Annotated in this window: 19 protein-coding genes; 10 read left to right on the forward strand and 9 right to left on the reverse strand. The window is 62.4% G+C overall.

Translation table 11 applies throughout. The features are described from left to right. Positions 1 to 39 precede the first annotated feature (39 nt). Positions 40 to 1,404: a magnesium transporter gene (gene mgtE, locus CGZ66_RS37325; RefSeq protein ID WP_095091558.1), complete on the reverse strand. Its 1,365-nt coding sequence runs from the start codon at positions 1,402 to 1,404 to the stop codon at positions 40 to 42. 264 nt (positions 1,405 to 1,668) lie between these two features. Beyond that, on the reverse strand, positions 1,669 to 3,561 hold the full coding sequence (locus CGZ66_RS37330) for an ABC transporter ATP-binding protein/permease (RefSeq protein ID WP_167392388.1): 1,893 nt from the start codon (positions 3,559 to 3,561) through the stop codon (positions 1,669 to 1,671). A gap of 597 nt (positions 3,562 to 4,158) precedes the next feature. On the opposite strand from CGZ66_RS37330, the gene CGZ66_RS37335 reads away from it, so the two are divergent. Beyond that, a complete protein-coding gene (locus CGZ66_RS37335) occupies positions 4,159 to 4,587 on the forward strand; it encodes a hypothetical protein (RefSeq protein WP_095091559.1) in 429 nt (142 codons plus the stop codon). A 38-nt stretch (positions 4,588 to 4,625) separates the two neighbouring features. On the opposite strand, the gene CGZ66_RS37340 is transcribed toward CGZ66_RS37335, so the two are convergent. Further along, positions 4,626 to 5,306, reverse strand: a complete 681-nt coding sequence (locus CGZ66_RS37340) for a DsbA family oxidoreductase (RefSeq protein WP_095091560.1) — start codon at positions 5,304 to 5,306, stop codon at positions 4,626 to 4,628. Positions 5,307 to 5,324: 18 nt separating this feature from the next. Continuing rightward, the gene (locus CGZ66_RS37345; RefSeq protein WP_095091561.1) at positions 5,325 to 7,145 is read right to left on the reverse strand and encodes an extracellular solute-binding protein; all 1,821 of its coding nucleotides are present in this window, start codon (positions 7,143 to 7,145) and stop codon (positions 5,325 to 5,327) included. Positions 7,146 to 7,377: 232 nt separating this feature from the next. Here CGZ66_RS37345 and CGZ66_RS37350 point away from each other — a divergent pair, with 232 nt between their 5' ends. Continuing rightward, positions 7,378 to 8,007 (forward strand): invasion associated locus B family protein, encoded by a 630-nt coding sequence (locus tag CGZ66_RS37350; RefSeq protein ID WP_095091562.1) that lies wholly within the window; start codon positions 7,378 to 7,380, stop codon positions 8,005 to 8,007. A gap of 73 nt (positions 8,008 to 8,080) precedes the next feature. On the opposite strand, the gene hspQ is transcribed toward CGZ66_RS37350, so the two are convergent. Beyond that, a complete protein-coding gene (hspQ, locus tag CGZ66_RS37355) occupies positions 8,081 to 8,404 on the reverse strand; it encodes a heat shock protein HspQ (protein WP_167392389.1) in 324 nt (107 codons plus the stop codon). 178 nt (positions 8,405 to 8,582) lie between these two features. Continuing rightward, positions 8,583 to 9,791: a UbiH/UbiF family hydroxylase gene (locus tag CGZ66_RS37360; RefSeq protein ID WP_095091564.1), complete on the reverse strand. Its 1,209-nt coding sequence runs from the start codon at positions 9,789 to 9,791 to the stop codon at positions 8,583 to 8,585. Positions 9,792 to 9,904: 113 nt separating this feature from the next. On the opposite strand from CGZ66_RS37360, the gene CGZ66_RS37365 reads away from it, so the two are divergent. From CGZ66_RS37365 to CGZ66_RS37400, 8 genes are all read left to right on the forward strand, one after another. Then, positions 9,905 to 10,801, forward strand: a complete 897-nt coding sequence (locus tag CGZ66_RS37365) for a DUF2182 domain-containing protein (RefSeq protein ID WP_167392390.1) — start codon at positions 9,905 to 9,907, stop codon at positions 10,799 to 10,801. A 14-nt stretch (positions 10,802 to 10,815) separates the two neighbouring features. Then, a complete protein-coding gene (locus tag CGZ66_RS37370; RefSeq protein ID WP_095091806.1) occupies positions 10,816 to 11,430 on the forward strand; it encodes a DUF1326 domain-containing protein in 615 nt (204 codons plus the stop codon). Continuing rightward, complete coding sequence (pcsA, locus tag CGZ66_RS37375) at positions 11,427 to 12,233, forward strand: phosphatidylcholine synthase (RefSeq protein WP_167392391.1); 807 nt, start codon at positions 11,427 to 11,429, stop codon at positions 12,231 to 12,233. The genes CGZ66_RS37370 and pcsA overlap by 4 nt, the downstream gene beginning before the upstream one ends. 22 nt (positions 12,234 to 12,255) lie before the next feature. Continuing rightward, entirely contained in the window at positions 12,256 to 13,236 is a 981-nt protein-coding gene (locus CGZ66_RS37380; RefSeq protein WP_095091567.1) for a quinone oxidoreductase family protein, read from the forward strand. Between the two features lie 133 nt (positions 13,237 to 13,369). Beyond that, positions 13,370 to 14,947, forward strand: a complete 1,578-nt coding sequence (locus CGZ66_RS37385) for an ABC transporter ATP-binding protein (protein ID WP_167392392.1) — start codon at positions 13,370 to 13,372, stop codon at positions 14,945 to 14,947. Continuing rightward, on the forward strand, positions 14,944 to 16,074 hold the full coding sequence (locus tag CGZ66_RS37390) for an ABC transporter permease (RefSeq protein ID WP_095091568.1): 1,131 nt from the start codon (positions 14,944 to 14,946) through the stop codon (positions 16,072 to 16,074). Before CGZ66_RS37385 ends, CGZ66_RS37390 begins: the two co-directional genes overlap by 4 nt. Next, on the forward strand, positions 16,074 to 16,994 hold the full coding sequence (locus tag CGZ66_RS37395; protein ID WP_095091569.1) for an ABC transporter permease: 921 nt from the start codon (positions 16,074 to 16,076) through the stop codon (positions 16,992 to 16,994). The genes CGZ66_RS37390 and CGZ66_RS37395 overlap by 1 nt, the downstream gene beginning before the upstream one ends. Positions 16,995 to 17,044: 50 nt before the next feature. Further along, on the forward strand, positions 17,045 to 18,112 hold the full coding sequence (locus CGZ66_RS37400; protein ID WP_095091570.1) for a BMP family ABC transporter substrate-binding protein: 1,068 nt from the start codon (positions 17,045 to 17,047) through the stop codon (positions 18,110 to 18,112). 48 nt (positions 18,113 to 18,160) lie between these two features. Here CGZ66_RS37400 and CGZ66_RS37405 read toward each other — a convergent pair whose 3' ends face one another. The 3 genes from CGZ66_RS37405 to CGZ66_RS37415 form a co-directional block, all read right to left on the reverse strand. Next, the gene (locus CGZ66_RS37405) at positions 18,161 to 19,267 is read right to left on the reverse strand and encodes an acyltransferase family protein (RefSeq protein WP_095091571.1); all 1,107 of its coding nucleotides are present in this window, start codon (positions 19,265 to 19,267) and stop codon (positions 18,161 to 18,163) included. Positions 19,268 to 19,366: 99 nt separating this feature from the next. After that, the gene (gene rimO / locus CGZ66_RS37410) at positions 19,367 to 20,680 is read right to left on the reverse strand and encodes a 30S ribosomal protein S12 methylthiotransferase RimO (RefSeq protein WP_095091572.1); all 1,314 of its coding nucleotides are present in this window, start codon (positions 20,678 to 20,680) and stop codon (positions 19,367 to 19,369) included. Between the two features lie 147 nt (positions 20,681 to 20,827). Next, entirely contained in the window at positions 20,828 to 21,487 is a 660-nt protein-coding gene (locus CGZ66_RS37415) for a TerC family protein (protein ID WP_095091573.1), read from the reverse strand. Between the last annotated feature and the right edge of the window lie 19 nt (positions 21,488 to 21,506).

Consider the following 21,506-nt stretch of genomic DNA (forward strand, 5'->3'; position numbering starts at 1 on the left):
CGCGGCAAGGGTCTTGCCACGGCGGAGATTTGAGAACTGCTACAGCAGCGTGCCGCGCAGGATTACCAGCGCCACCGAGAAATAGATCACCAGCCCGGTGACATCGACCAGCGTGGCGACGAACGGGGCCGATGCGCTGGCCGGATCGAAGCCGATGCGTTTCAGGGCGAACGGCAGCATCGACCCCGACAGCGAGCCGAAGGTGACGATGCCGACCAGCGCGGCGCCGACCGTCGCGGCGATCAGCGGCCAATGCGGCCCATAGTCGTAGAAGCCCATATATTGCCAGAGCGCGATGCGGCCGATGCCGACAACGCCGAGCATGGCGCCGAGCACGAGGCCGGTGGGCAGTTCACGCAGCGCCACCCGCCACCAGTCGCGCAGCCCGATCTCGCGCAGCGCCAGCGCCCGGATGACCAGCGAGGTCGCCTGCGAGCCGGAATTGCCACCCGAGCTCATGATCAGCGGGATGAACAGCGTCAGCACGATCGCCTTTTCCAGCTCGCCCTCGTAGCTCTGCATGGCGTTGGCCGTCAGCATCTCTGAGATGAACAGGGCGCACAGCCAGCCGCCCCGCTTCTTGATCATGGCGAGGAAGCTCATCTTCATGTACGGCTCGTCGAGCGCCTCCATGCCGCCGAAACGGTGCACGTCCTCGGTCGTCTCCTCGATCATCGCGTCGATGATGTCGTCGATGGTGACGATGCCGAGGATGTTGCCGTGGTCGACGACCGGGACAGCGAGCAGGTCGTATTTCGAGATCGTTTGCGCCAGGGTTTCGCGATCGGTCAGCGGGCTGACGGTCACCGGCGCGCGATCCGGCGCCACCGTCATGATCGAATCCTCCGGCTCCCCGGTGATCAGCCGGCGCAGGCCGGTCGAACGCATCAGGAGATGCGTTTGCGGATCGACGATGTAGATCGCGTAGACGGTTTCGCGCGTCCGCTCGACCTTGCGGATGTAGTCGAGCGTGCGGCCCACGGTCCAGTCCGAAGGCACGCTGACGAACTCCGTCGTCATGATCGATGCGGCACTGCCTTCGGGATAACCCAGAATGGCAAGCAGCGTGGCGCGCAGCGGCGGCGCAAGCCCGCCGAGCAGCTCAGAACGAGCCGGCTCGTCCAGCTCGCGCAGGATGTCGGCGGCGCGGTCTTCCGACATGGCGGTGAGCAGCTTGCCCGCCTTGGCGCGCGGCAGCGCCTCCATGAGTTCGGGCGCGCGGTCGAGTTCAGGCTGGTCGAAGATCTCGACCAGCCGCTCGAACGTCACTTCACAAAGCAGTTCCGTCGCGCTTTCTCGCGGCTCCCTGTTCAGGGCCTCGACAATGTCGGCGACGTGATCGTTGGCTAGGATACGGGCGATCGCGACGGCCTCGTCGCTCGCTACGGGGGTAAATTCGTTCATGGCTCACTCCTTGCCGTCCGGGAGGACATGAACCATTCAGGTCACGTCTAGGCGGACGGCTGTTGCGTTCGACTGTGACTGTCGCCAGGCATGGCGCTGTGACCTTTCCGCTTGCGGGTTCGCGTTTGACTGTCTGCAAGCCGGCGCAACATAGGTGCGCGCCTTGCCGAGTCAATCGCGGTGAGGATGAAAAACGGTGCCGAATGGCACCACTCGCGAGACTGTGATCAGCGGCCGCCGCATGGCGCGGCCGGCCGAGATCCGCTATTTCTGCTTCAGCCGGCGCGAGAAGCGCAGCCACTTGTCCTCGACTGGCCTTGGCTGGACAAGAATCGTGGTGAGTTCGACAGGCAGGGTCGGAACCAGGGGCTTCTTGGTGGCGACGCCATCGGCGATCGCCACGATGCTGTGGTAGAATTCTGCGCCGGTCAGCGATCTCGGCGCCATCGCCTCGTGCATGACGCTGATCACCGTGACATCGGGGCAGTTGTCCTTGATGGCCTGGTGGAAGGCGATCTTGCCCTCGGGGTCGAGCGCGCCCGTCGCCTCGTCGAGGAACAGCAGCCCCGGCTGCTGCAGCACGATGCGCGCCACCACCAGCTTCTGCTTCTGGCCACCCGACAGAACCTGGTCCCAGCTTTTGCCTTCGCGGCTTGCGTCGGCCAGATGCGAGATGAAGTCGCCAAGGCCGGCCTTGTAGAGCGCCGCCGCGACATCCGCATCGCTATGATTGTGCTCGGAGCCCGGCAGGCAGACCAGCTGTTTCAGCGTCACCTGCTGCAGCTTGACCTCCTGGGCGGCATAGAAACTCTTCACGCCCTCCGGGAAGACGATGGTGCCATGGCCATAGGGCCACAGGCCGTTGATCGCCTTGATCAGCGAGGTCTTGCCGCAACCGGATTCGCCTTTCAGGAACGTCCATTCGCCGCGCCTGAAGCGCAAATTGGCGGCGCTGAGGAACGGCGTGGCGTCCTCGCCCTGATGCGCCAGTTCGAGCTTCTGGATCGTCAGGCCGAAAACCGGGTTCTGGCTGGCGTAGTGGAAGTCGGAACGGCCGGTCTGGCTGTAGAACTCCTGCGGATGCTGGACGTTCTCGATCGCATTGGCCAGTTCGGTCACGCGCTGGCTGTTGGCGCGCAGCGTGGCGATGGCCGGCATGACGTGGATGAACCACGAACATTGGCCGATCAGCGAATTGACCAGCTCGGAGCCGGTTATGTAGCCCTTGAGATCGAGACCGTTGTGAATGAACGGCACCAGGCCAGGTCCGTAGGCGACGATGCGGGCGCCGATGAAATTGTAGATCAGTTCGAACGACATGTAGACGGTGTTGACGATGTTCAGCCGCGTCCATGTGCCGTCGATATCGACATAGAGCCGGCCATGCATCGTCCTCTGCACGCCTTCGCCCTGGGACGCGGCGACATGGAAGCTGCGGCGCAGGAACGTCGTCAGTTCGCCGCGATAGCTGCCTTCGGCCTGCTGCATCCTGACGTTGAGGCGCTCGAGCAGGCCGCCGAGCTTAACCGCGATCCAGGTGTTCAGCGGCACATAGGTGGCGACGGCGAGGAAAGCGAGGACGGCGCTGCCATAGCTGCCGAGGAACTCCAGCCCCTTCACCTCGACGGAGTTTTCGAGCAGCTTCTGGCCGACGAAATAGAGCGAGGTGGCGACGCCCAGCACGCCCATGGCGAGCCCGATGGCGCCGCCGGTCATGTCCTTGATGGATTCCTGGACGCGCTGGTCGATGTTGTCAGGTGCCGTTGCGCCGCTGCCGGTCGACGCATGCTGGGCATGAAAATGCGTATGATTGTTGTCCAGCAGTGCTTCGTTGAAGCGGCTGTCCAGCCAACCACGCCATTTGCGGTGCAAGGTCGCCGAGACAAGATTGCGGATGCCGGTAAAGCCGGCGTCCTTGAGCAGGACCAGCAGCACGAGGATGCCGGCATTGACCAGCAGCGTGCGAAGCGGCGTGGTGTTGGCTGCGTCATGGAAGAAGGCGATCGAGTTGACCAGCTCGCCGGAGGCTTCGGCGAACCAGACACCGGCCTTGCTGGACAGCGCCGTGAGCAGCGCGATCACCAGCGTCAGCGTCCAGGCTTCCTTCCACCGATCCGAGAACCAGTAGGCCCGCATCAGGCCCCAGAAGGTACGCATCGACGATACCGGCGTCAGAAGCGATGGCCGTGCGGCATCGCGAGGTGTTTTTTCCGGTACTGACTCTTGCGTTGGTCTATCGACCCGAATCACGATCCCGCCCAAACCATTTTTGTTTTGTTACGGATGGTAACACCAATTGATCATTTTCTATTAATTTTTAAAGCTGGCCAAAGGGATTACCCCGGACGACCGTTGCCATGAGGCAACAGATTGCCGGGTCGAAGCGCCGTCAAACGGATCGGCAAAAGCGGAATATTGCTATTGATTTCAATTTGTTGAGGGACGCGGGAGGGCCATCGGTGAAGTTTCCCTTAGGGAAGGTTTTCACACGGGTTTGTGAACTCGAAAATCTAATTGACTGGTAAATTTCTTGACTGCGGACTGACCGAATCTTCGAAAATCTTCCGCTCGTGACCTCGCCAGAGGCAGAAAAGTGACCCGAAACGGTCGTTGCGGCAGGCGCGCCGGGCGGCACATCCGGGCCCGTTGGGTGAGGTCAGGAACCGCGTTTGACAATTGCTTCGTTCGGGATTGAACCTTGCCGGGCACTGTCGGCACCCATGCATGTCCGGTTCTCCAACGAGGAAGCTTCCAATGCTTGTACGCGCAGCCGCAACCCTGTTCCTCCTTGCCTGGCACCCCCTGGCACAGGCCGCCGAGCAGAGCATTCCGGCGGGCGCCGAGGGCCAGATCGAGTTCAACACGCCGTCCGGCAACATTGGCTGCATCTACACCCCGAAGGGCGGCACCAGCACCTATGAGCCGCAGGACGGTGGCCCGGAACTCAGCTGCTCCCGCGTCGCGCCGAGCTATGTCACCGTCATCCTGGGTCCCAAGGGGCCGGCGACATTGATCAAGAACCCCGGCGAGCAGCCTTGCTGCAGCAATGTCACCAAGCTCGCTTACGGCAAAAGCTGGAGCGCGGGCCCGTTCTCATGCGAATCCACAACCAAGGGACTGGCCTGCACGGCCACGAATGGCCACGGATTTTTCATCAGCAAGGCCAAGGTGACCGTGAAGTGACGCCGGCTCCCGCCGCATAAGGGCAGGGGCAGCCGGTCTCAGCCGGCCTTTTCCAATTCGCCGCGCGCCTTGGCGGCGGCCACCTGACGGATGGCATCGGCCACGGTATCGGCATCCTGTGCGCCCATGACCGCGTATTTGCCCTCGATCAGGAAGCACGGCACGCCTGTTATGCCCATGCGCGAGGCGGTGGCGATCTCGGTGCGAACCGCCTCGACGTCGGCCTCGGTCGGCAAAAGAGTCGCAACCACGGATGCGTCCATGCCGGCCTCGCGCGCCGCTTCGACCAGCACGGCATGGTCGCCGATGTCAGCGCCTTCTTCGAAATTCAGCTGGAACAGGCGGCGCACCAGCCGGTTCTGCACGGCTTCGCCGGCGGCGCCGGCCCAGCGGATCAGGCGGTGCGCATCGAGCGTGTTCGCCGCCACCTTGATAGCGTCGAACGCGAACGAAATGCCTTCGGCTTCGCCAAGCGGCTCGATGCGGGCATGAATTTCGCGGATGCGATCGTCGCTGCCGAACTTGGCCAGCATATAGTCGCGGCGATCCTTGCCTTGCGGCGGAATGGTCGGATCGAGCTGGAACGGCCGCCAGCGGACATGCACCTCGGTGTCGCCGACAGCTGATATCGCCCTGTCGAGCCGCTTCTGGCCGATGAAGCACCATGGGCAGACGACGTCGGACACCACGTCGACGGTGATGGCGTTCAGCTCACTCATCTCGATCTCCCGAAATCCTCAGTTCGGCTTGCGCCACCAGCTTGGCAGTTGATACCCAAATATGGGCGTCTTTTGCGGATGTTCCAGGTAGTTCCAGTACGCAATCCATTGCTGCGTGTTGTACTGCGTCGGCACCATGTAGTTGCCGGAGATCAGCAGCCGGTCGAGAACCCTGACGGCCGCGACATAGTCTTCCTTTGAACGCGCGCGCAGCATCGCGTCGATCGCCGCATCAACCGCCGGATCGGCGACACCGGCCAGGTTGAACGAGCCTTCGGCCTTGGCCGCTTCGGATCCCCATCGGCCAAGCTGTTCGATGCCGGGCGACAATGAATTGTTGAAGCCGCTCGATCCGATCAGGGCCTCGAAATCGAAGCGCTGCTTGCGCGACTGGATCTGATCGCCGTCGAGGCTGCGGATGGTGACGTCGATGCCGATCTTCTCCAGCGTGCGCTGATAGATGCCGGCAAGCCGCTCCTCATCCTGCGAAGCAACCAGAATCTCGAAGCCAAACGGTTTGCCATCGGGATCGAGCATCGTCCCGTCCTGCACGTGATAACCGATGCTTTGCAAGAGAGCGAAGGCCGCTTTCAGCACCTTGCGATCCTGTCCTGAGCCATCGGTGACCGGTGGCCGGTACGTGCCATCCATGACATCGGCCGGCACGCGGCCGGGGTAGGGCGCCAGAAGCGCCTTTTCCCTGTCGTCAGCCGGATGACCAAGCGCGGAAAGCTCCGAATTCTGCCAATAGCTCATCGCGCGCGCGTATTTGCCGCCAAACAGGTTCTTGTTGGCCCATTCGAAGTCGTAGAGCATGCCGAGCGCACGCCGCACCACCGGGTTGGCGAACTTCTGCAGCCGCATGTTGAACAGGAAACCGGTCACCACGGGCGGAATGCCGGTGTCAAAGGTTTCGGCGACCACATCGCCCTTGTGGAAGGCCGGAAAATCGAGGTCGCGCTCGCGCTTGACCGGATCGCCGTCGTCGTCGATGGCGCAAAGGCCCTTTTTGAACGCTTCGAGCTTGGCGTTGGCGTTGAGGAAATACTCGATGGTGATCTGGTCGTAATTGTCGAAACCGCGCTTGGCCGAGACGTCCTTGCCCCAATAGTCCGGGTTGCGCTTGAAAACGATGCGTTGGCCAGGCTGTACCTGCGCAACGGTGTAGGGGCCACTGCCGATCAGTGGCTTCAGCGTCGTCTTGTCGAACGTGTCCTTGTCGAAGGCATGCTTGGGTATGATCGGCGTCAGCGCGATGATCAGGGGCGTCTCGCGATTGGCCTTGTCGTTGAAGGTGAAGCGCACGCTGTGATCACCGGTCTTTTCGAGCTTGGCGATCAGGCTCATGCGGGCGCTGTAGGGTGGACGGCCTTTGTCGGTATAGACATCGTAGGTGAACAGCACATCCTCCGGCGTCACCGGCTGGCCGTCGGACCATTTGGCTTTCGGGTTGAGATGGAACTCGATGCTCTTGCGCTCGGGATCCATGTCGGCGGTATCGGCGAGCAAGCCGTACAGGCTGAAGGGCTCATCGTAGTTGCGCTGCATCAGCGGCTCAAAGACGAGATTGCCGTAAGTCTGGTCCATCATGCCGCGCGCCGTCGTGCGCAGGCTCTTTAGGATGAACGGATTGAGATTGTCGAAGCTGCCGACGACGCAATAGGTGATCGAGCCACCCTTCGGCGCGTCCGGATTGACGTAGTCGAAATGCGTGTAGTCGGGCGGCAAAGCCGGTTCGCCCTGCATGGCGATAGCGTGCTTCGGCTCCGATGCGGCCGGCTGATGCGAAAGGGCGAGAAACGATATCGCGGTGATCAGCCAAACAAGAACGCGGCCCATGACCGTCTCCTTACTGGGTCGGCTTGATGATTCGGTGCGCACCCTAGCATGAGGCAACTGCGTGCCGGCCAATGGCGTCATCAAGAATTACAAGTGGCGGGCTGGATTCGACATCGCTTGCAGTGTAACACGCCCCCCGAAGTCATTCTGTTGCCTCATTTTGGCAACAGGTAGCTGGACCACACGGCACGAAGAAGCCGGTCCCGGGATCATTTGAGAGGAAGTGCACGACATGACGAGCCTGAACAGCAACGCGTACCGCCTGTCGGTCATGGCCGCTGGCGTGGTCGGCTTTCTGGGCGCAGGGCTTCCCGCTGCTTCCGCACAGCAGCAACAGCAGATTCCGCAAGGCTGGTTCAAGGCTTGCACCAAGCAGGAAGACGTCGACATCTGCAACGTCCAGAACATCACCACGGCCGGCAACGGCCAGCTGATCACTGGCGTCAGCCTGATCGAGTTGAAGGGCAAGGTGAACCGCAAGGTGTTCCAGGTGACGGTGCCGACCGGCCGTCTGGTACCTCCCGGCATTGGCCTGCAGATCGATACCGGCAAGGCCGTGAAGCTTGATTACGTCATTTGCTTCCCGGATCGTTGCGTGGCCGAAGTGCCGCTCACCGACCAGCTCGTCGGTGCCTTCAAGAAGGGCCAGGCGATCACGCTGACCTCGGTCAATTTCCAGAACCAGCAGAACCCGATCAAGATCGCCCTGCAGGGTTTCAGCGGCGCCTATGACGGCCCGCCGCTGCAGCAGTCCGATATCGAAGACCGGCAGAAGAAGCTCCAGGACTTCGTCGCCAAGAACAACCAGGATTTCGCCAAGAAGCTCAAGGAAGAGCAGGACAAGGCGAAGACCGCCAACTGATTAGCCGGTTTTTGCCGGCCTAACAAAAAAGCGGGGTCATGCCCCGCTTTTTTTGCGCCTGTCGTCTGGTCGGTTAATGCCTCGACTGCCGTTTCGGCTCGTAGCGCCCGTCCGGCCTCTTGTCGAACATCTCCTTGATCTGCGGATGCCGGACCGGCTCGCCCGACTGATCCTCGAGCAGGTTCTGCTCGGAGACATAGGCGATGTATTCGGTTTCCGAATTCTCGGCGAGCAGGTGATAGAAGGGTTGATCCTTGCGCGGGCGCACGTCGGCCGGGATGGCTTCGTACCATTCGTCGGTGTTGGCGAACTGCGGATCGACGTCGAAAATGATGCCCCTGAAGGGAAACAGCCGGTGGCGAACCACCTGTCCGATTGCGAATTTGGCTGTTTTCATCGTACTCACCACTGAATTCCTTGAACTTATTTGGCGCAGACTGGGCATCAATTCAATCCCGAAGCGTTTTGAGCGTGCCTTGAAGCTACGCAGGATGCGGGGAAAAGGTTTTGCCGCAGGCCGCCGATGTCTACACTCGCCGAGGACGCGGATTGGCGGAATGTTCGGAAGATCGCTATCAGCGCGCCGGCTTTCGCAGGCCGCCGGCCAGCGCCGCAAAGCCGCTGCCCGGACGAAGCCCCTCGCGCATGAAGAAGGCGCGAAGCGGCGCGAAGCCACCGAGCACGCCGAGCCCGGCAACACGGGCCATCTGCGCCGGCAGCATGTCGGAAAGCAGCGACATGTTGAGCAGATTGACCGCACTGCTGCGCGCCAGAATATCGGGGCGGCGTTTGAAATCGTAGGCTGCAAGGGCCTTCGCAGCGCCGGGGTCGGTGCGATTTTCTCCAGCGATACCAACGAGATCGTCGATATCCCTGATACCGAGATTGAGGCCTTGCGCGCCGATCGGCGGAAACACGTGGGCGGCTTCGCCGACAAGCGCCACACGGTCCCGCGCGAAACGCAGCGGCGTCACCGCCGAAAGCGGATAAATCTGCCGGCCCGGCTCGACCGTCACCCGGCCCAGCATCGACTGCATCTGCTGTTCGACCCGCACGGAAAGCGTCGCATCGTCCAACGCGGAGAGTTCCGTTGCTGTCTCGGGCTTCACCACCCAGACCAGGCTCGAGCGATTGCCGGGCAGCGGAACCTGCGTGAACGGACCGGTCTCGGTGTGGAATTCGGTCGAGGTGAAGGCATGATCGCCGCTGTGACGGAAATTGAGGACAAAAGCGGCCTGCGGGTAGGAGCGGGCCGAGGTCGAGATGCCGGCCGCCTGACGCGCCGGTGACAGCCGCCCATCGGCGGCGACCGCCAGGGAAGCATCCACCGTGTTGCCGTCGGTCAGCACGGCACGGGCATGTTCGGCGTCGAGATGCCAACTCGCCACCATCGACCTTCGCCAGTCGATGCCGGTATGCGTAGCAACCGTGCTGGCGAGTGCCGGATTGAGGACGCTATTGGGCAGGTTCAACCCGAACTGGTCCTCGCCGATCTCGCTGGCGCGGAAGGTGACGACGGGGCTACGGATCAGTCGGCGGGTCGCGTCGACGATGCGCATCACCTTCAAGGGCGCCGCTTTGGGCTTGATGTCTTCAAGCACACCAAGCCGCGCAAGCACCTGCAGAGCGGGGTTCATCAGCGCCGTCGTGCGGCCATCGGGGGCAGAAGTTTCGGGCCCGACAAGCGTCACCGGGAAACCGGCCTCGGCGAAAGCGAGCGCCGCGATCAACCCTGCCGGCCCCGTGCCAGCAACCAGTATCCGCGCAGTGTCTCGATGCTCCAAGATCGGCTTCCGGCTTGCAATGCGAGGCAGCCCACCCGACCTGCCAGTCGATCCAGCATATAGGTCAATTCATGCCGCTTGATCAACGCGGCGATTCGGCTCATTCGGATGTCATGACCGGCCAGCAAGACGACTTCAGCCATCTCGACCGCGCCGGCCGCGCCATGGCGAACATCGCGCGCAGTCCGCGTGTGACGGCAAACGTCGTTGTCGGCGCCTGCATCCTGCTTGCCTGGCTGTTGCTTGCCGCGATGGCAATCCGCAGCGCCGAAGGGCGGATTGCGGGCGTCAACGCCCCTGGCGACGCGCTTCTGCGCAACCTGCCGCGACTGCCGCTACCGGATTTCCTGGAACGGTTCTTTGCGCTCTGCCTGTCGCCGACGCCGCTCGACGGAAGCCTCGGCCTCAAGGCCAGCGCGCTCGTCTTGATGTGGTTCCTGATGGCGATCGCCACCATGCTGCCTTCGGCCGCACCGATGATCCGCACCTATTGCGAGATTGCCGACACGGCTCGCATCAAGGGCGAGCCGGTCGTCCATCCGCTGGTGCTGGTTGCTGGTTACCTCAGCGTCTGGCTCGCTGCCTCGATGATGTTCGCGGCGCTGACCTTGGCCATTCATGCATCCGCCTCGTCCAACGGGTTGCTCGACCCCGTCATCGGTATTGCCGGCGCGCTCGCTCTGCTGATTGCGGGCCTCTACCAATTCAGCGGTCTGAAGGAAGCCTGTCTGAAGAAATGCAGGAACCCGTTCTCGATCCTGTTTGCGAACTGGAGCGCGAGGCCCGTCCGCGTCTTCCGGCTTGGCGTCGCGCAAGGCCTGTGGTGCCTCGGCTGCTGCTGGGCGTTGATGCTGGTGATGTTCGCCGTCGGGGTGATGAACGTCTTCTGGATGGCGTTGATCGGGCTGTTCACCCTGATCGAAAAACAGACGGCGACCAGGGTTCCAACCAGGCTGGCCGGTGCGATACTGCTTGTCTGGGCAGCAGCGCTGCTAGTAGTCTCGCGATGAGTGGGGGAAAGTCGATGTCAGACCAGAGCTGGGCGATGAAAGGAGAGCTCGTACTCTCCTGCAATTGCACGGTTTTTTGCCCCTGCGTGCTGTCGCTCGGCAGTCATCCGCCGACCGAAGGCTATTGCCAGACCTGGGCCGGCTTCCGTATCGACGCCGGCCATTTCGGCGAGGTCGACCTGTCGGGGCTCAATCTCGGATTGATCATGGAAATCCCCGGCTATATGAGCCGCGGGAACTGGACCGCCGGCCTGTTCATCGACAAGCGCGCATCGGTCTATGCGGTCAAGGCGCTGACCAAGATTTTCACCGGCAAGGCGGGCGGGACCACCTCGTTGCTTTCCATCCTTGTCGGCAAATTCCTCGGTGTCGAACAAGTGCCGATCACCTATGAGACGCGTGACAGGACACGCATCTTCCAGATACCGAAGATCATCGACGGGGCGGTAACGCCGATCCCCGGCAAGGACCGAGACAAGGATACGGTGATCAGCAATTCGGAATACTGGATCGCGCCTGAGATCATCGTTGCCAGGTCCGACAAGAGCAAGATGCGGGCTTTCGGCCGAAACTGGAATTTCGCCGGCCGGTCGGCCGAAATCTGCAAGCTGGATTGGCGGGGCCCGTGAGCAAGAACACAACGGCCAAGAAGATCAGGGACCGGATTCCGCGACCGAAGAAGAAAGTCACCTGGCCGCAGGCGAGGGCGTTCTCCGTCCATCTGCTGACCGCCTCGGGCTCATTCCTGGCCTTCCTGTCGCTGGTGGCCGCGAGCGAAGAGCGCTGGACCGCGATGTTCTGGTGGCTGGGACTGGCCTTGTTTGTCGACGGCATCGACGGGCCGATCGCCAGAAAGCTCGAGGTCAAGGAGATCCTGCCGACCTGGTCGGGCGAAATGCTCGACAACATCATCGACTACGTGACCTATGTCCTGATCCCGGCCTTCGCGCTTTACCAGCGCGGCTTCATGGGCGAGGGATTGTCATTCCTGTCGGCGGCGATCATCGTCGTCTCAAGCGCCATCTACTATGCCGACACCGGCATGAAGACGAAGGAGAATTTCTTCAAGGGATTCCCTGTTGTCTGGAACATGGTGGTGTTCACGCTGTTCGTCATCGAGCCGGGACAATGGGTTTCGTTCGCGGTGGTGGTGGTGGCCGGCATTCTGACTTTCGTGCCGATCAATTTCATCCACCCGGTGCGGGTGGTGCGGCTGCGGCGCATCAATCTCGCGATGACGCTTTTGTGGTGCGCTTTCGGTGCGCTGGCGCTGGCGCAGGCGGCACTCGCTGCCTTCTACGATCAGATCGGCGTGCTGGGCGAGCAGGTCAGCACCTTCACCAAGATCGGCATCTCAATTACCGGGCTCTACCTTGCCTGCATCGGCGGCGTCATGCAGTTCTTTCCAAATCTCGGTGCGAAAAAAGCCTGATCAGCCCAAGGAAGTTCAGCCCATGTCCAAAGCGATCCGCATCCACGCCAATGGTGGCCCGGAAGTCCTTACCTATGAGGACAGCGATCCCGGCCGTCCGGGATCGGGGCAGATCCTGATCCGGCATACAGCGATCGGCCTCAATTTCATCGATGTCTATCACCGCACCGGCCTTTATCCGCCGCCTGGCGGATTTCCACTGGTTCCGGGCAGCGAGGCTGCTGGCGTGGTGCTGGAAGTCGGCCAGGACGTCGACTGGCTGAAGCCGGGCGACCGCATTGCCTATGCGACGAATGTCGGCGGCGCCTACGCCGAGCAACGCGTCATCGCGGCCAGCCAAGTGGTCAAGGTGCCGGACGGCATCAGCGACGAACAGGCGGCGGCGATGATGCTTAAAGGCATGACCGCCGAGTATCTGCTGCGGCGCACCTTCAAGGTGAAGGCAGGCGACACGATCCTGTTTCATGCCGCGGCCGGCGGCGTTGGGCTGATCCTTGGGCAGTGGGCCAGATATCTCGGCGCGACCGTCATCGGCACGGCCAGTTCAGCCGACAAGATCGAGCTCGCCAAGGCGCACGGCTTCGATCACGTCATCAACTACAAGGAGCAGGATTTCGTTGCCGGCGTCGCCGCCATCACCGGTGGCGGGAAATGCGACGTCGTCTACGATTCGGTCGGCAACGACACGTTTCCGGCGTCGCTCGATTGCCTCAAGCCGCTCGGCATGTTCGTCAGCTTCGGCCAGTCCTCGGGATCAATCCCGCCATTCAGCATGTCATTGCTGGCCCAGAAGGGCTCGCTGTTCGCCACAAGGCCGACCTTGTTCGTCTACAATGCGAAACGCGAGGACCTCGAGGCCTCCGCCGCCGCCCTGTTCGAGGTGGTGCTCAGCGGCGCCGTCGAGATCAAGATCAACCAGCGCTACGCGCTCAAGGACGCCGGCAAGGCGCATTCCGACCTCGAGGGCCGCAGGACAACAGGGACCACCATTCTCATCCCTTAGTCCCTTCTGCCTTGCTATCCCTTGAATTTCCGCTGAAATTCTTGAAGCTCTTTCAAGACGCGTGCCGCTTTCCGATGAGAGCCGGCCGCGCCTACCATGCTTGCGGGAACACAGAACATATCTGGCTAACCAGATGGGAGGCACTGTGAGTGCAAATCAGGACGGCACGAACCTGCTCGAGGTCCGTGGTCTTACCAAGATATTCGGCACCCTGACGGCGTGCGATCATATCGATCTCGACATCGCCAAGGGTGAAATCCACGCCTTGCTCGGCGAAAACGGCGCCGGCAAGTCGACGCTGGTCAAGATGCTGTTCGGTTCGCTGGAGCCCAATTCCGGCGAGATTTTCTGGAACGGCCAGGCGGTCAGGATTTCGAGCCCGGGCGCGGCGAAAAAGCTCGGCATCGGCATGGTGTTCCAGCACTTCTCGCTGTTCGAGGCGCTGACCGCCGCCGAGAACATCGCGCTGTCGCTCGATGACGGTTCGCCGATCAGCAGCATCGCGGCGAAGGCGAGGGCGCTTTCCTACAGCTACGGCCTGCCGCTCGATCCGGAATCGCTGGTCGGCGACCTGTCGGTCGGCGAACGCCAGCGCATCGAGATCATCCGCTGCCTTTTGCAGACGCCGCAGCTCATCATCCTGGACGAGCCGACCTCGGTGTTGACGCCGCAGGAGGCCGACAAGCTGTTCGAGACGCTGGAGCGTCTGCGCTCGGAAGGCAAATCCATCCTCTACATCTCGCACCGGCTTGAAGAGGTCAAACGCATCTGCGACCGCGCCACCGTGTTGCGGCATGGCAAGGTGGTCGGCCACTGCAATCCGCGTGAGGAAACGGCCTCGTCGCTGGCCCGCATGATGGTCGGCAACGAAGTGCAGGCCGTGGTGCGTGCGCCGGTCGAGGGGATCGACAAGGCGCAGCCGCTGCTCGAGATCCGCAACCTCACCCGCAAGCCGGCAACGCCGTTCTCCATACCGCTCAAGGGCATCAGCCTGAATGTCCGCGCCGGCGAGGTGATCGGCATTGCCGGTGTCGCCGGCAACGGCCAGGGCGAATTCTTCGAATCCGTCTCCGGCGAAGTGTTGCAGCAGGATGCCGCTTCCGTGCGCATCCGTGGCAAGGACGCGGGCGGCCTCACCATCACCGGACGTCGGTTGCTGGGCGCTGCCTTCGTGCCGGAAGAGCGCCTCGGCCACGGGGCCGCGCCGCGCATGAAGCTTTCCGAGAACCTGCTGCTGTCGCGCCACGCCACCGACGGCAAGGCGTTTGTCGGCGCCGGCGGAATGGTCAAGAGCGCTGCCATCTACACCGCCGCCCAACGCATCATCGTGGCGATGGACGTGCGCAAGAGCGCGCCGGATCCGGAAGCCGCGGCACTTTCGGGCGGCAATTTGCAGAAATTCATCGTCGGCCGTGAACTCGACCGCCGGCCGAGCGTCATGGTGGTCAACCAGCCGACCTGGGGTGTCGACGCGGGTGCCGCTGCCCACATCCGCCAGGCGTTGATCGAACTGTCGCGCAGCGGGTCGGCGGTGCTGGTGATCAGCCAGGATCTCGATGAGCTGTTCGAGATATCGGATGCGATCGCGGTCATGCACAATGGCGAACTGTCCAAACCGTTGCCGATCGCCGAGGCGACCTTCGAGAAGGTTGGCTTGCTGATGGGCGGCGCCGAGCCCGGCCACGCCGAACATACGCTGGAGACGGCATGATGCGCCTCGAACTCGTCAAACGCCCACAGCGCTCCGGGCTGTTCTCGGCCCTGTCGCCATTCATCGCCTTTGCGCTGACGATCGTCGCCGGCGCCATCATGTTCGCGCTGCTTGGCGTCAACCCGTTGACCGCTTTCCGGATCTATTTCATCGAGCCGGTCAGCCAGGTCTGGCAGCTGCATGAACTGGCGATCAAGGCGGCGCCGCTCATCCTGATCGCTGTCGGCCTGTCGGTCTGCTACAAGGCCAACATCTGGAACATCGGCGCCGAAGGCCAGTTCATCCTGGGCGGTATTGTCGGCTCGATCATTCCGGTGCTGTTTCCGCAGTTCGAAAGCCCGCTTGTGTTGCCGCTGATGCTCCTGCTCGGCATGGTCGGCGGTGCCGCCTATGCGGCCATCCCGGCTCTGCTCAAGACGCGCTTCGGCACCAACGAGATCCTGACCAGCCTGATGCTGGTCTATGTCGCGCAGCTCTTCCTCGACTGGCTGGTGCGCGGACCATGGCGCGACCCTCAAGGCCATGGGTTCCCGCAGACCATTCAGTTCAACGACTCGGCCGTACTGCCGGAGCTGATGCCGGATGCCGGACGGGCAAACTGGGGATTTGTCTTCGCCCTGGTCGCCGCGGTGCTGGTCTGGATCCTGATGAGCCGCATGCTGAAGGGTTTTGAAGTCCGCGTGCTGGGCTCAAGCCCGCGGGCAGGGCGGTTCGCCGGCTTCGGCCTCAACCGCATGGTGTTCTTCGCCTTCCTGCTGTCGGGTGCCTTGGCGGGCCTTGCCGGCATCTCGGAAGTCTCGGGCGCCATCGGCCAGCTGCAGCCTGTCATTTCGCCCGGCTATGGCTTCACCGCCATCATCGTGGCGTTCCTTGGCCGCCTCAATCCACTCGGCATCGTCGCCGCCGGCCTGGTGCTGGCGCTGACCTATCTCGGCGGTGAAGCCGTGCAAAGCGCGCTCGGCATCTCCGACAAGGTGGCGAGGGTGTTTCAGGGCATGCTGCTGTTCTTCGTGCTCGGCTGCGACACGCTCATTCACTACCGCATTCGCCTGATCGGCCTGACGCTGACCAAACCGGAAAGCGCTGCGAAACTCGAAGCCGCGCCAAAGTTGAAGGAAGCCCGTTGATGGACATCACCATAAACATCCTTCTGACCATCGCCACGGCGGCAACGCCGTTGCTGATCGCCGCGATCGGCGAACTGGTGGTCGAGCGCTCCGGAGTGCTCAATCTCGGCGTCGAGGGCATGATGATCATGGGCGCCGTCGGCGGCTTCGGCGCCAGCTATCTCACCGGATCACCCTGGATCGGTTTGTTGGCGGCTATCGCCATGGGCGCGGTGTTCTCGCTGCTGTTTGCCGTCATGACGCTGTCGCTGGCCACCAACCAGGTGGCGACGGGCCTGTCGCTGACGCTGCTCGGCCTCGGCCTCTCCGGCATGATGGGGACGAGTTTTGTCGGCCAGCCTGGCGAACGGCTGCCCAACCTCGATATCCCCGGGCTGACCTCGATCCCTGTCGTCGGCAGATTGCTGTTCGGGCAGGATCCGATCTTCTACATCTCGATCGCGCTGACCGCAGCCGTCATGTGGTTCCTGTTCAAGACCCGGACCGGACTGACGCTGCGCTCGATCGGCGACAGCCACACGTCAGCCCACGCCCTGGGGATCCAGGTCATCCGCTATCGTTATCTCGCGGTGATCTTCGGCGGCGCCTGTGCCGGTCTGGCCGGCGGCCATCTGTCGTTGGTCTATACGCCGCAATGGGTCGAGAACATGACCGCCGGCCGCGGCTGGATCGCGCTGGCGCTGGTGGTGTTCGCCTCGTGGCGGCCATGGCGGGTGCTGGCCGGCGCCTACATCTTCGGCGCGGTGTGGATCGGACAGCTTCATGCACAGGCTTTTGGCATTCCAGTGCCGTCACAGTTTCTTTCTTCGCTACCCTATCTGGCAACCGTCGTGGTTCTCGTTCTAATCTCGCGCAACAAGCGTCTGACGATGATGAACACGCCGGCTTCCTTGGGGCAGCCATTCGTTCCGGATCGTTGACAATAATAACAAACGGGAAGCTCCAAGGCTTAACACAGAGAGGTAACACAATGAAAAAACTGCTTATTGCCCTGATGACCACGACAGCGGCAGTTTCGCTGGCGGCGTCCGCAGAGGCAGCCGACAAATTGAAGGCTTGCTGGGTCTACACCGGCCCGATCGGTGATTTCGGCTATTCCTACCAGCACGACCAGGGCCGTCTCGAGGTGGAGAAGGCGCTCGGCGACAAGGTCGAAACCGCTTATCTCGAAAACGTCTCCGAAGGCCCCGATGCCGACCGTGCGTTCGAGCGGCTGGCGCGCGAAGGCTGCAAGATCATCTTCGGCACCTCCTTCGGCTTCATGGACCCGGAAGTGAAGGTCGCCAAGAAATTCCCCAAGGTGATGTTCGAGCACGCAACCGGCTACAAGACCGGTGACAATCTCGGCATCTACAATGCGCGTTTCTATGAAGGCCGCTATGTGCTCGGCCAGATCGCCGCCAAGGAATCGAAGGCCGGCGTTGCCGGCTACATCGTTTCCTTCCCAATCCCCGAAGTCGTGATGGGCATCAATTCCTTCATGCTCGGCGCACAGTCGATCAACCCGAACTTCAAGGCCAAGATCGTCTGGGTGAACTCGTGGTTCGATCCGGGCAAGGAAGCCGACGCCGCCAAGGCGCTGTTCGACCAGGGCGCCGACATCGTCGTCCAGCACACCGATTCGACCGCTGCCCTGCAGGTGGCCGAGGAGCGCAAGCTGCACGGCTTCGGCCAGTCCTCCGACATGATCAAGTTCGCGCCGAACGCGCAGCTGACCTCGCTCACCGACGAATGGGGTCCGTACTACATCAGCCGAGTCCAGGCGGCCCTCGACGGCACCTGGAAGCCTGACAATGTCTGGCTCGGCATCAAGGACGGCGCGGTCAAGCTCGCCCCCTTCACCAACATGCCCGACGACGTGAAGGCGATGGCCGAAGCCACCGAGAAGAAAATCGCCGGCGGCTGGAATCCCTTCACCGGACCGGTCGCAAAGCAGGACGGCACGCCGTGGTTGAAGGATGGCGAGGTCGCCGATGACGGCACGCTGCTCGGCATGAACTTCTACGTGAAGGGCGTTGACGACAAGCTGCCGCAGTAAGCGGCGCGAGATACCAAAAAGGAAAGGGGCGCCGCAGGGCGCCCTTTTTCATTCGGCGGGTTGCGTCGCGGCCTGGGTGCGACGAAACCTCGCCAAGCCGACATCGACCGCGCGGCCCAGCCAAATCCTGAGCAGCCGCTGCGCCGGTCGCTCGCAGGTGCGCCAGATCGCCCAGGAAACAAGGAGCATGAGTGCGGTGCAGCCAAAGGCAGCAAACCATTTGCCGACCAGGGGAACTGCGGCGTTGATGGCGAGGTAGCCGATGTTCTGGTGCAGGAGGTAGAGCGGATAGGTCAGCCCACCCAGCGCCAGGGTGAGCGCCGATGACCGCAGACGATGGCGCAACAGGACCGCGCCGATCAAGGCCGCGTGCATGACGACATTGGCAACGACGAGATTGGCCGACGAAACGGCGATGCCATAGTGATCCTGCATCCAGTGCTGCGTCACGGACAGTGTGCCGCATGAGATCAGGAACGATGCCGCGAGCAGCAGCAAGGCCGGCAGGGAACCGCCATGTGCGTGGAGGTGGTGGACCAGCACGCCGGCGGCGAAGAATGGCGCGAACTCTGTGATAAACAACAGTCTGGCCGCGCCGCTGCCAAGGAAGAATTCGTTCAAGGCCGAGATCGCCAGCCAGATGAAGATCAATTCCAGCTTGTGTCTCTGGAACAGCCCGGTGAACAGGGCCAGCGTCACCCAACCGTAGAAAACCAGTTCAAGAACGATCGACCAGTAGACGCCATCGACGAAGGGCTGGCCGAAGGCTGGCGCGAACATCGTCAGATTGGCGCCATACTGGGCGAACGAGGCCGGAAGCAGCGGTGTGCCGGCAAGCACGACAATCGCGAAAGTGATCGTCATGCAGAGCAGGAAACCCGGATAGAGGCGAACGAAACGTGCGATCGCGAACTGGTCCCAGCGGCGGTTTTCCGCCGACCAGGCAATGACAAAACCGCTGATCAGAAAGAACAGATTGACGCCGAGATAGCCATGGATGGCGAACGGTGCTGCACGTGGATACCCCTCGCCAAGGAAGCCTTCAGCGGCCGCGCCGCGAAAGAAATAGTGGAAGAGCACGACCGCCAGCGCCGCCGTCAGCCTGAGCAGGTCCAGCGTCGCGATGTGATCCTGGCTGGCAGGTCTGACGTCCATCCGAATTTCCGCATTTACGGTCTGGAAACCATACTGCGGATCGCGGCTGAACGGGTTAAGCGAGCTGAACTATCGCCAGGTGTAGTAAATACGGCAGCGTCAGACCGCCGAACCGTAGAGGTCATAGGCATCGGCGCGGTCGATCTTGACAGTGACGATGTCGCCGGCGCGCAGCGGACGGCGCGACTGGATATGCACCGAGCCGTCGATCTCGGGCGCGTCGTATTTGGTGCGGCCCTTTGCCGATGTGCCGTGCGCTTCGTCGATCAGCACCGGCAGGCGCTTGCCGACCTTCTTGGCCAGCTGTGTCGCCGAGATCTTCTGCTGGCGCTGCATGAAGCGATGCCAGCGCGCTTCCTTGATCTCTTGCGGGACCTGTTCGAGACCGAGGTCGTTGGAGCGGGCGCCCCGGACCGGCTCGTATTTGAAGCAGCCGGCGCGGTCGATCTTGGCCTCGTCGAGCCAGTCGAGCAGCATTTCGAAATCGTCGTCCGTCTCGCCGGGAAAGCCGACGATGAAGGTCGAACGGATGGCGAGATCCGGGCAGACCTCGCGCCAGCCGCGGATGCGCTCGAGCGTCTTCTCACCATGGGCGGGCCGGCGCATGTTCTTCAGCACCTGCGGCGAAGCATGCTGGAACGGGATGTCGAGATAGGGAAGGATCTTGCCGTCGGCCATCAGCGGGATGACGTCGGCGACATGCGGGTAGGGGTAGACGTAGTGCATGCGCACCCAGATGCCGAGCTTGCCCAGTTCCTCGGAAAGATCGAGGAATTTCGCCCGCACTTCACGGTCGCCGAACACGCTGGTCTGGTACTTGATGTCGATGCCGTAGGCGCTGGTGTCCTGCGAGATGACGAGGATCTCCTTGACGCCGGCCTTGGCCAGTTTCTCGGCCTCGCGCAGCACGTCAGCCGCGGGCCGCGAGACGAGGTCGCCACGCAACGCCGGGATGATGCAGAAGGTGCAGCGGTTGTTGCAGCCTTCAGAAATCTTGAGATAGGCGTAGTGGCGCGGGGTCAGCTTGACGCCTTGCGGCGGCAGCAGGTCGATATAGGGATCGTGCGAAGGGGGCGCCGCTTCGTGAACGGCGGCCATCACGCTCTCATAGGCCTGCGGCCCGGTGATCGCCAGCACATTGGGGTGCCTCTCGCGAATGACGTCCGGCTCCGCACCAAGGCAGCCGGTGACGATGACCCTGCCGTTTTCCGAAAGCGCGGAGCCAATGGCGTTGAGCGACTCGTCGCGGGCGGAATCGAGAAAGCCGCAGGTGTTGACCACGACAAGGTCGGCGCCGTCATGCTTGCGTGCGATCTCGTAGCCCTCGGCGCGCAGGCGCGTGATGATGCGTTCCGAATCGACAAGGGCTTTCGGGCATCCAAGACTGACAAAACTCACGCGAGGAGCGGACATATAGGGTTTCCGGGCTTTTCAGGATTGCCGGCGCAGTACCACACTTATTGCGGCATTGGTATGGGCACGCCTTCGATGCGGCAAAACGCACGGCGACTGCGCTTGCGACCATGCTCTTCCGAATCGAAGACGCAGCCGGCAGGCGCCTCAGCTGACCACGTTGTTGACATGCGGCCAGACTTCCACCGCACCGCGGTAGACCATGTCCACGGCCACATAGAGAATGATCAGCAGGCCGATATAGGCGATCCAGCGGTGGCGATGCAGCAGCTTGGCAATGAAAGTCGCGGCGAGCCCCATCAGTGCGATCGACAGCACAAGGCCGATCACCAACACCGGAAAATGATCGCGCGCGGCGCCCGCGACCGCCAGCACGTTGTCGAGCGACATCGACACGTCAGCGACGACGATCTGCAACGCTGCCTGGCCGAGCGTCTTGCGCTTGGTTTTGCCGGCCACCATCTTGTCGCTGTTGAGATCGGAGTTCGACAGCGCCTCGGTCGCTTCCAGCTCATCGGCATGCGATGTGCGCAGCTCGCGGTACATCTTCCAGCAGACCCACAGCAGCAGGATGCCGCCGGCCAGCAGCAGGCCGACGATCGCCAGCAGCTTGATGGTAACCGCGGCAAAGCCGATGCGCAGCACCGTTGCCGCCAGCACGCCGATGAGGATCGCCTTCTTGCGTTGTTCGGCCGGCAGGCCGGCAGCGGCAAGGCCGATGACGATCGCATTGTCGCCAGCAAGCACGAGGTCGATGGCGATGACCTGGAGCAAGGCGGTCAGGCTGGCAGCGCTGAAAATGTCCATCGACCGGAAGCCCTTGCTG

The organism is Mesorhizobium sophorae (assembly GCF_002270415.1).
Lineage (GTDB): Bacteria > Pseudomonadota > Alphaproteobacteria > Rhizobiales > Rhizobiaceae > Mesorhizobium > Mesorhizobium sophorae.

Bases quoted from the DNA above. Each gene is read 5' to 3' on its own strand.
- CGZ66_RS37345 (WP_095091561.1), bottom strand. From the start codon at position 7,145: ATGGGCCGCGTTCTTGTTTGGCTGATCACCGCGATATCGTTTCTCGCC.
- CGZ66_RS37405 (WP_095091571.1), bottom strand. From the start codon at position 19,267: ATGGACGTCAGACCTGCCAGCCAGGATCACATCGCGACGCTGGACCTG.
- CGZ66_RS37340 (WP_095091560.1), bottom strand. From the start codon at position 5,306: ATGAGTGAGCTGAACGCCATCACCGTCGACGTGGTGTCCGACGTCGTC.
- CGZ66_RS37400 (WP_095091570.1), top strand. From the start codon at position 17,045: ATGAAAAAACTGCTTATTGCCCTGATGACCACGACAGCGGCAGTTTCG.
- CGZ66_RS37385 (WP_167392392.1), top strand. From the start codon at position 13,370: ATGGGAGGCACTGTGAGTGCAAATCAGGACGGCACGAACCTGCTCGAG.
- CGZ66_RS37415 (WP_095091573.1), bottom strand. From the start codon at position 21,487: ATGGACATTTTCAGCGCTGCCAGCCTGACCGCCTTGCTCCAGGTCATC.
- CGZ66_RS37330 (WP_167392388.1), bottom strand. From the start codon at position 3,561: ATGCGTACCTTCTGGGGCCTGATGCGGGCCTACTGGTTCTCGGATCGG.
- CGZ66_RS37380 (WP_095091567.1), top strand. From the start codon at position 12,256: ATGTCCAAAGCGATCCGCATCCACGCCAATGGTGGCCCGGAAGTCCTT.
- hspQ (WP_167392389.1), bottom strand. From the start codon at position 8,404: ATGAAAACAGCCAAATTCGCAATCGGACAGGTGGTTCGCCACCGGCTG.
- mgtE (WP_095091558.1), bottom strand. From the start codon at position 1,404: ATGAACGAATTTACCCCCGTAGCGAGCGACGAGGCCGTCGCGATCGCC.
- CGZ66_RS37370 (WP_095091806.1), top strand. From the start codon at position 10,816: ATGTCAGACCAGAGCTGGGCGATGAAAGGAGAGCTCGTACTCTCCTGC.
- CGZ66_RS37350 (WP_095091562.1), top strand. From the start codon at position 7,378: ATGACGAGCCTGAACAGCAACGCGTACCGCCTGTCGGTCATGGCCGCT.
- CGZ66_RS37335 (WP_095091559.1), top strand. From the start codon at position 4,159: ATGCTTGTACGCGCAGCCGCAACCCTGTTCCTCCTTGCCTGGCACCCC.
- CGZ66_RS37365 (WP_167392390.1), top strand. From the start codon at position 9,905: ATGACCGGCCAGCAAGACGACTTCAGCCATCTCGACCGCGCCGGCCGC.
- CGZ66_RS37395 (WP_095091569.1), top strand. From the start codon at position 16,074: ATGGACATCACCATAAACATCCTTCTGACCATCGCCACGGCGGCAACG.
- CGZ66_RS37390 (WP_095091568.1), top strand. From the start codon at position 14,944: ATGATGCGCCTCGAACTCGTCAAACGCCCACAGCGCTCCGGGCTGTTC.
- rimO (WP_095091572.1), bottom strand. From the start codon at position 20,680: ATGTCCGCTCCTCGCGTGAGTTTTGTCAGTCTTGGATGCCCGAAAGCC.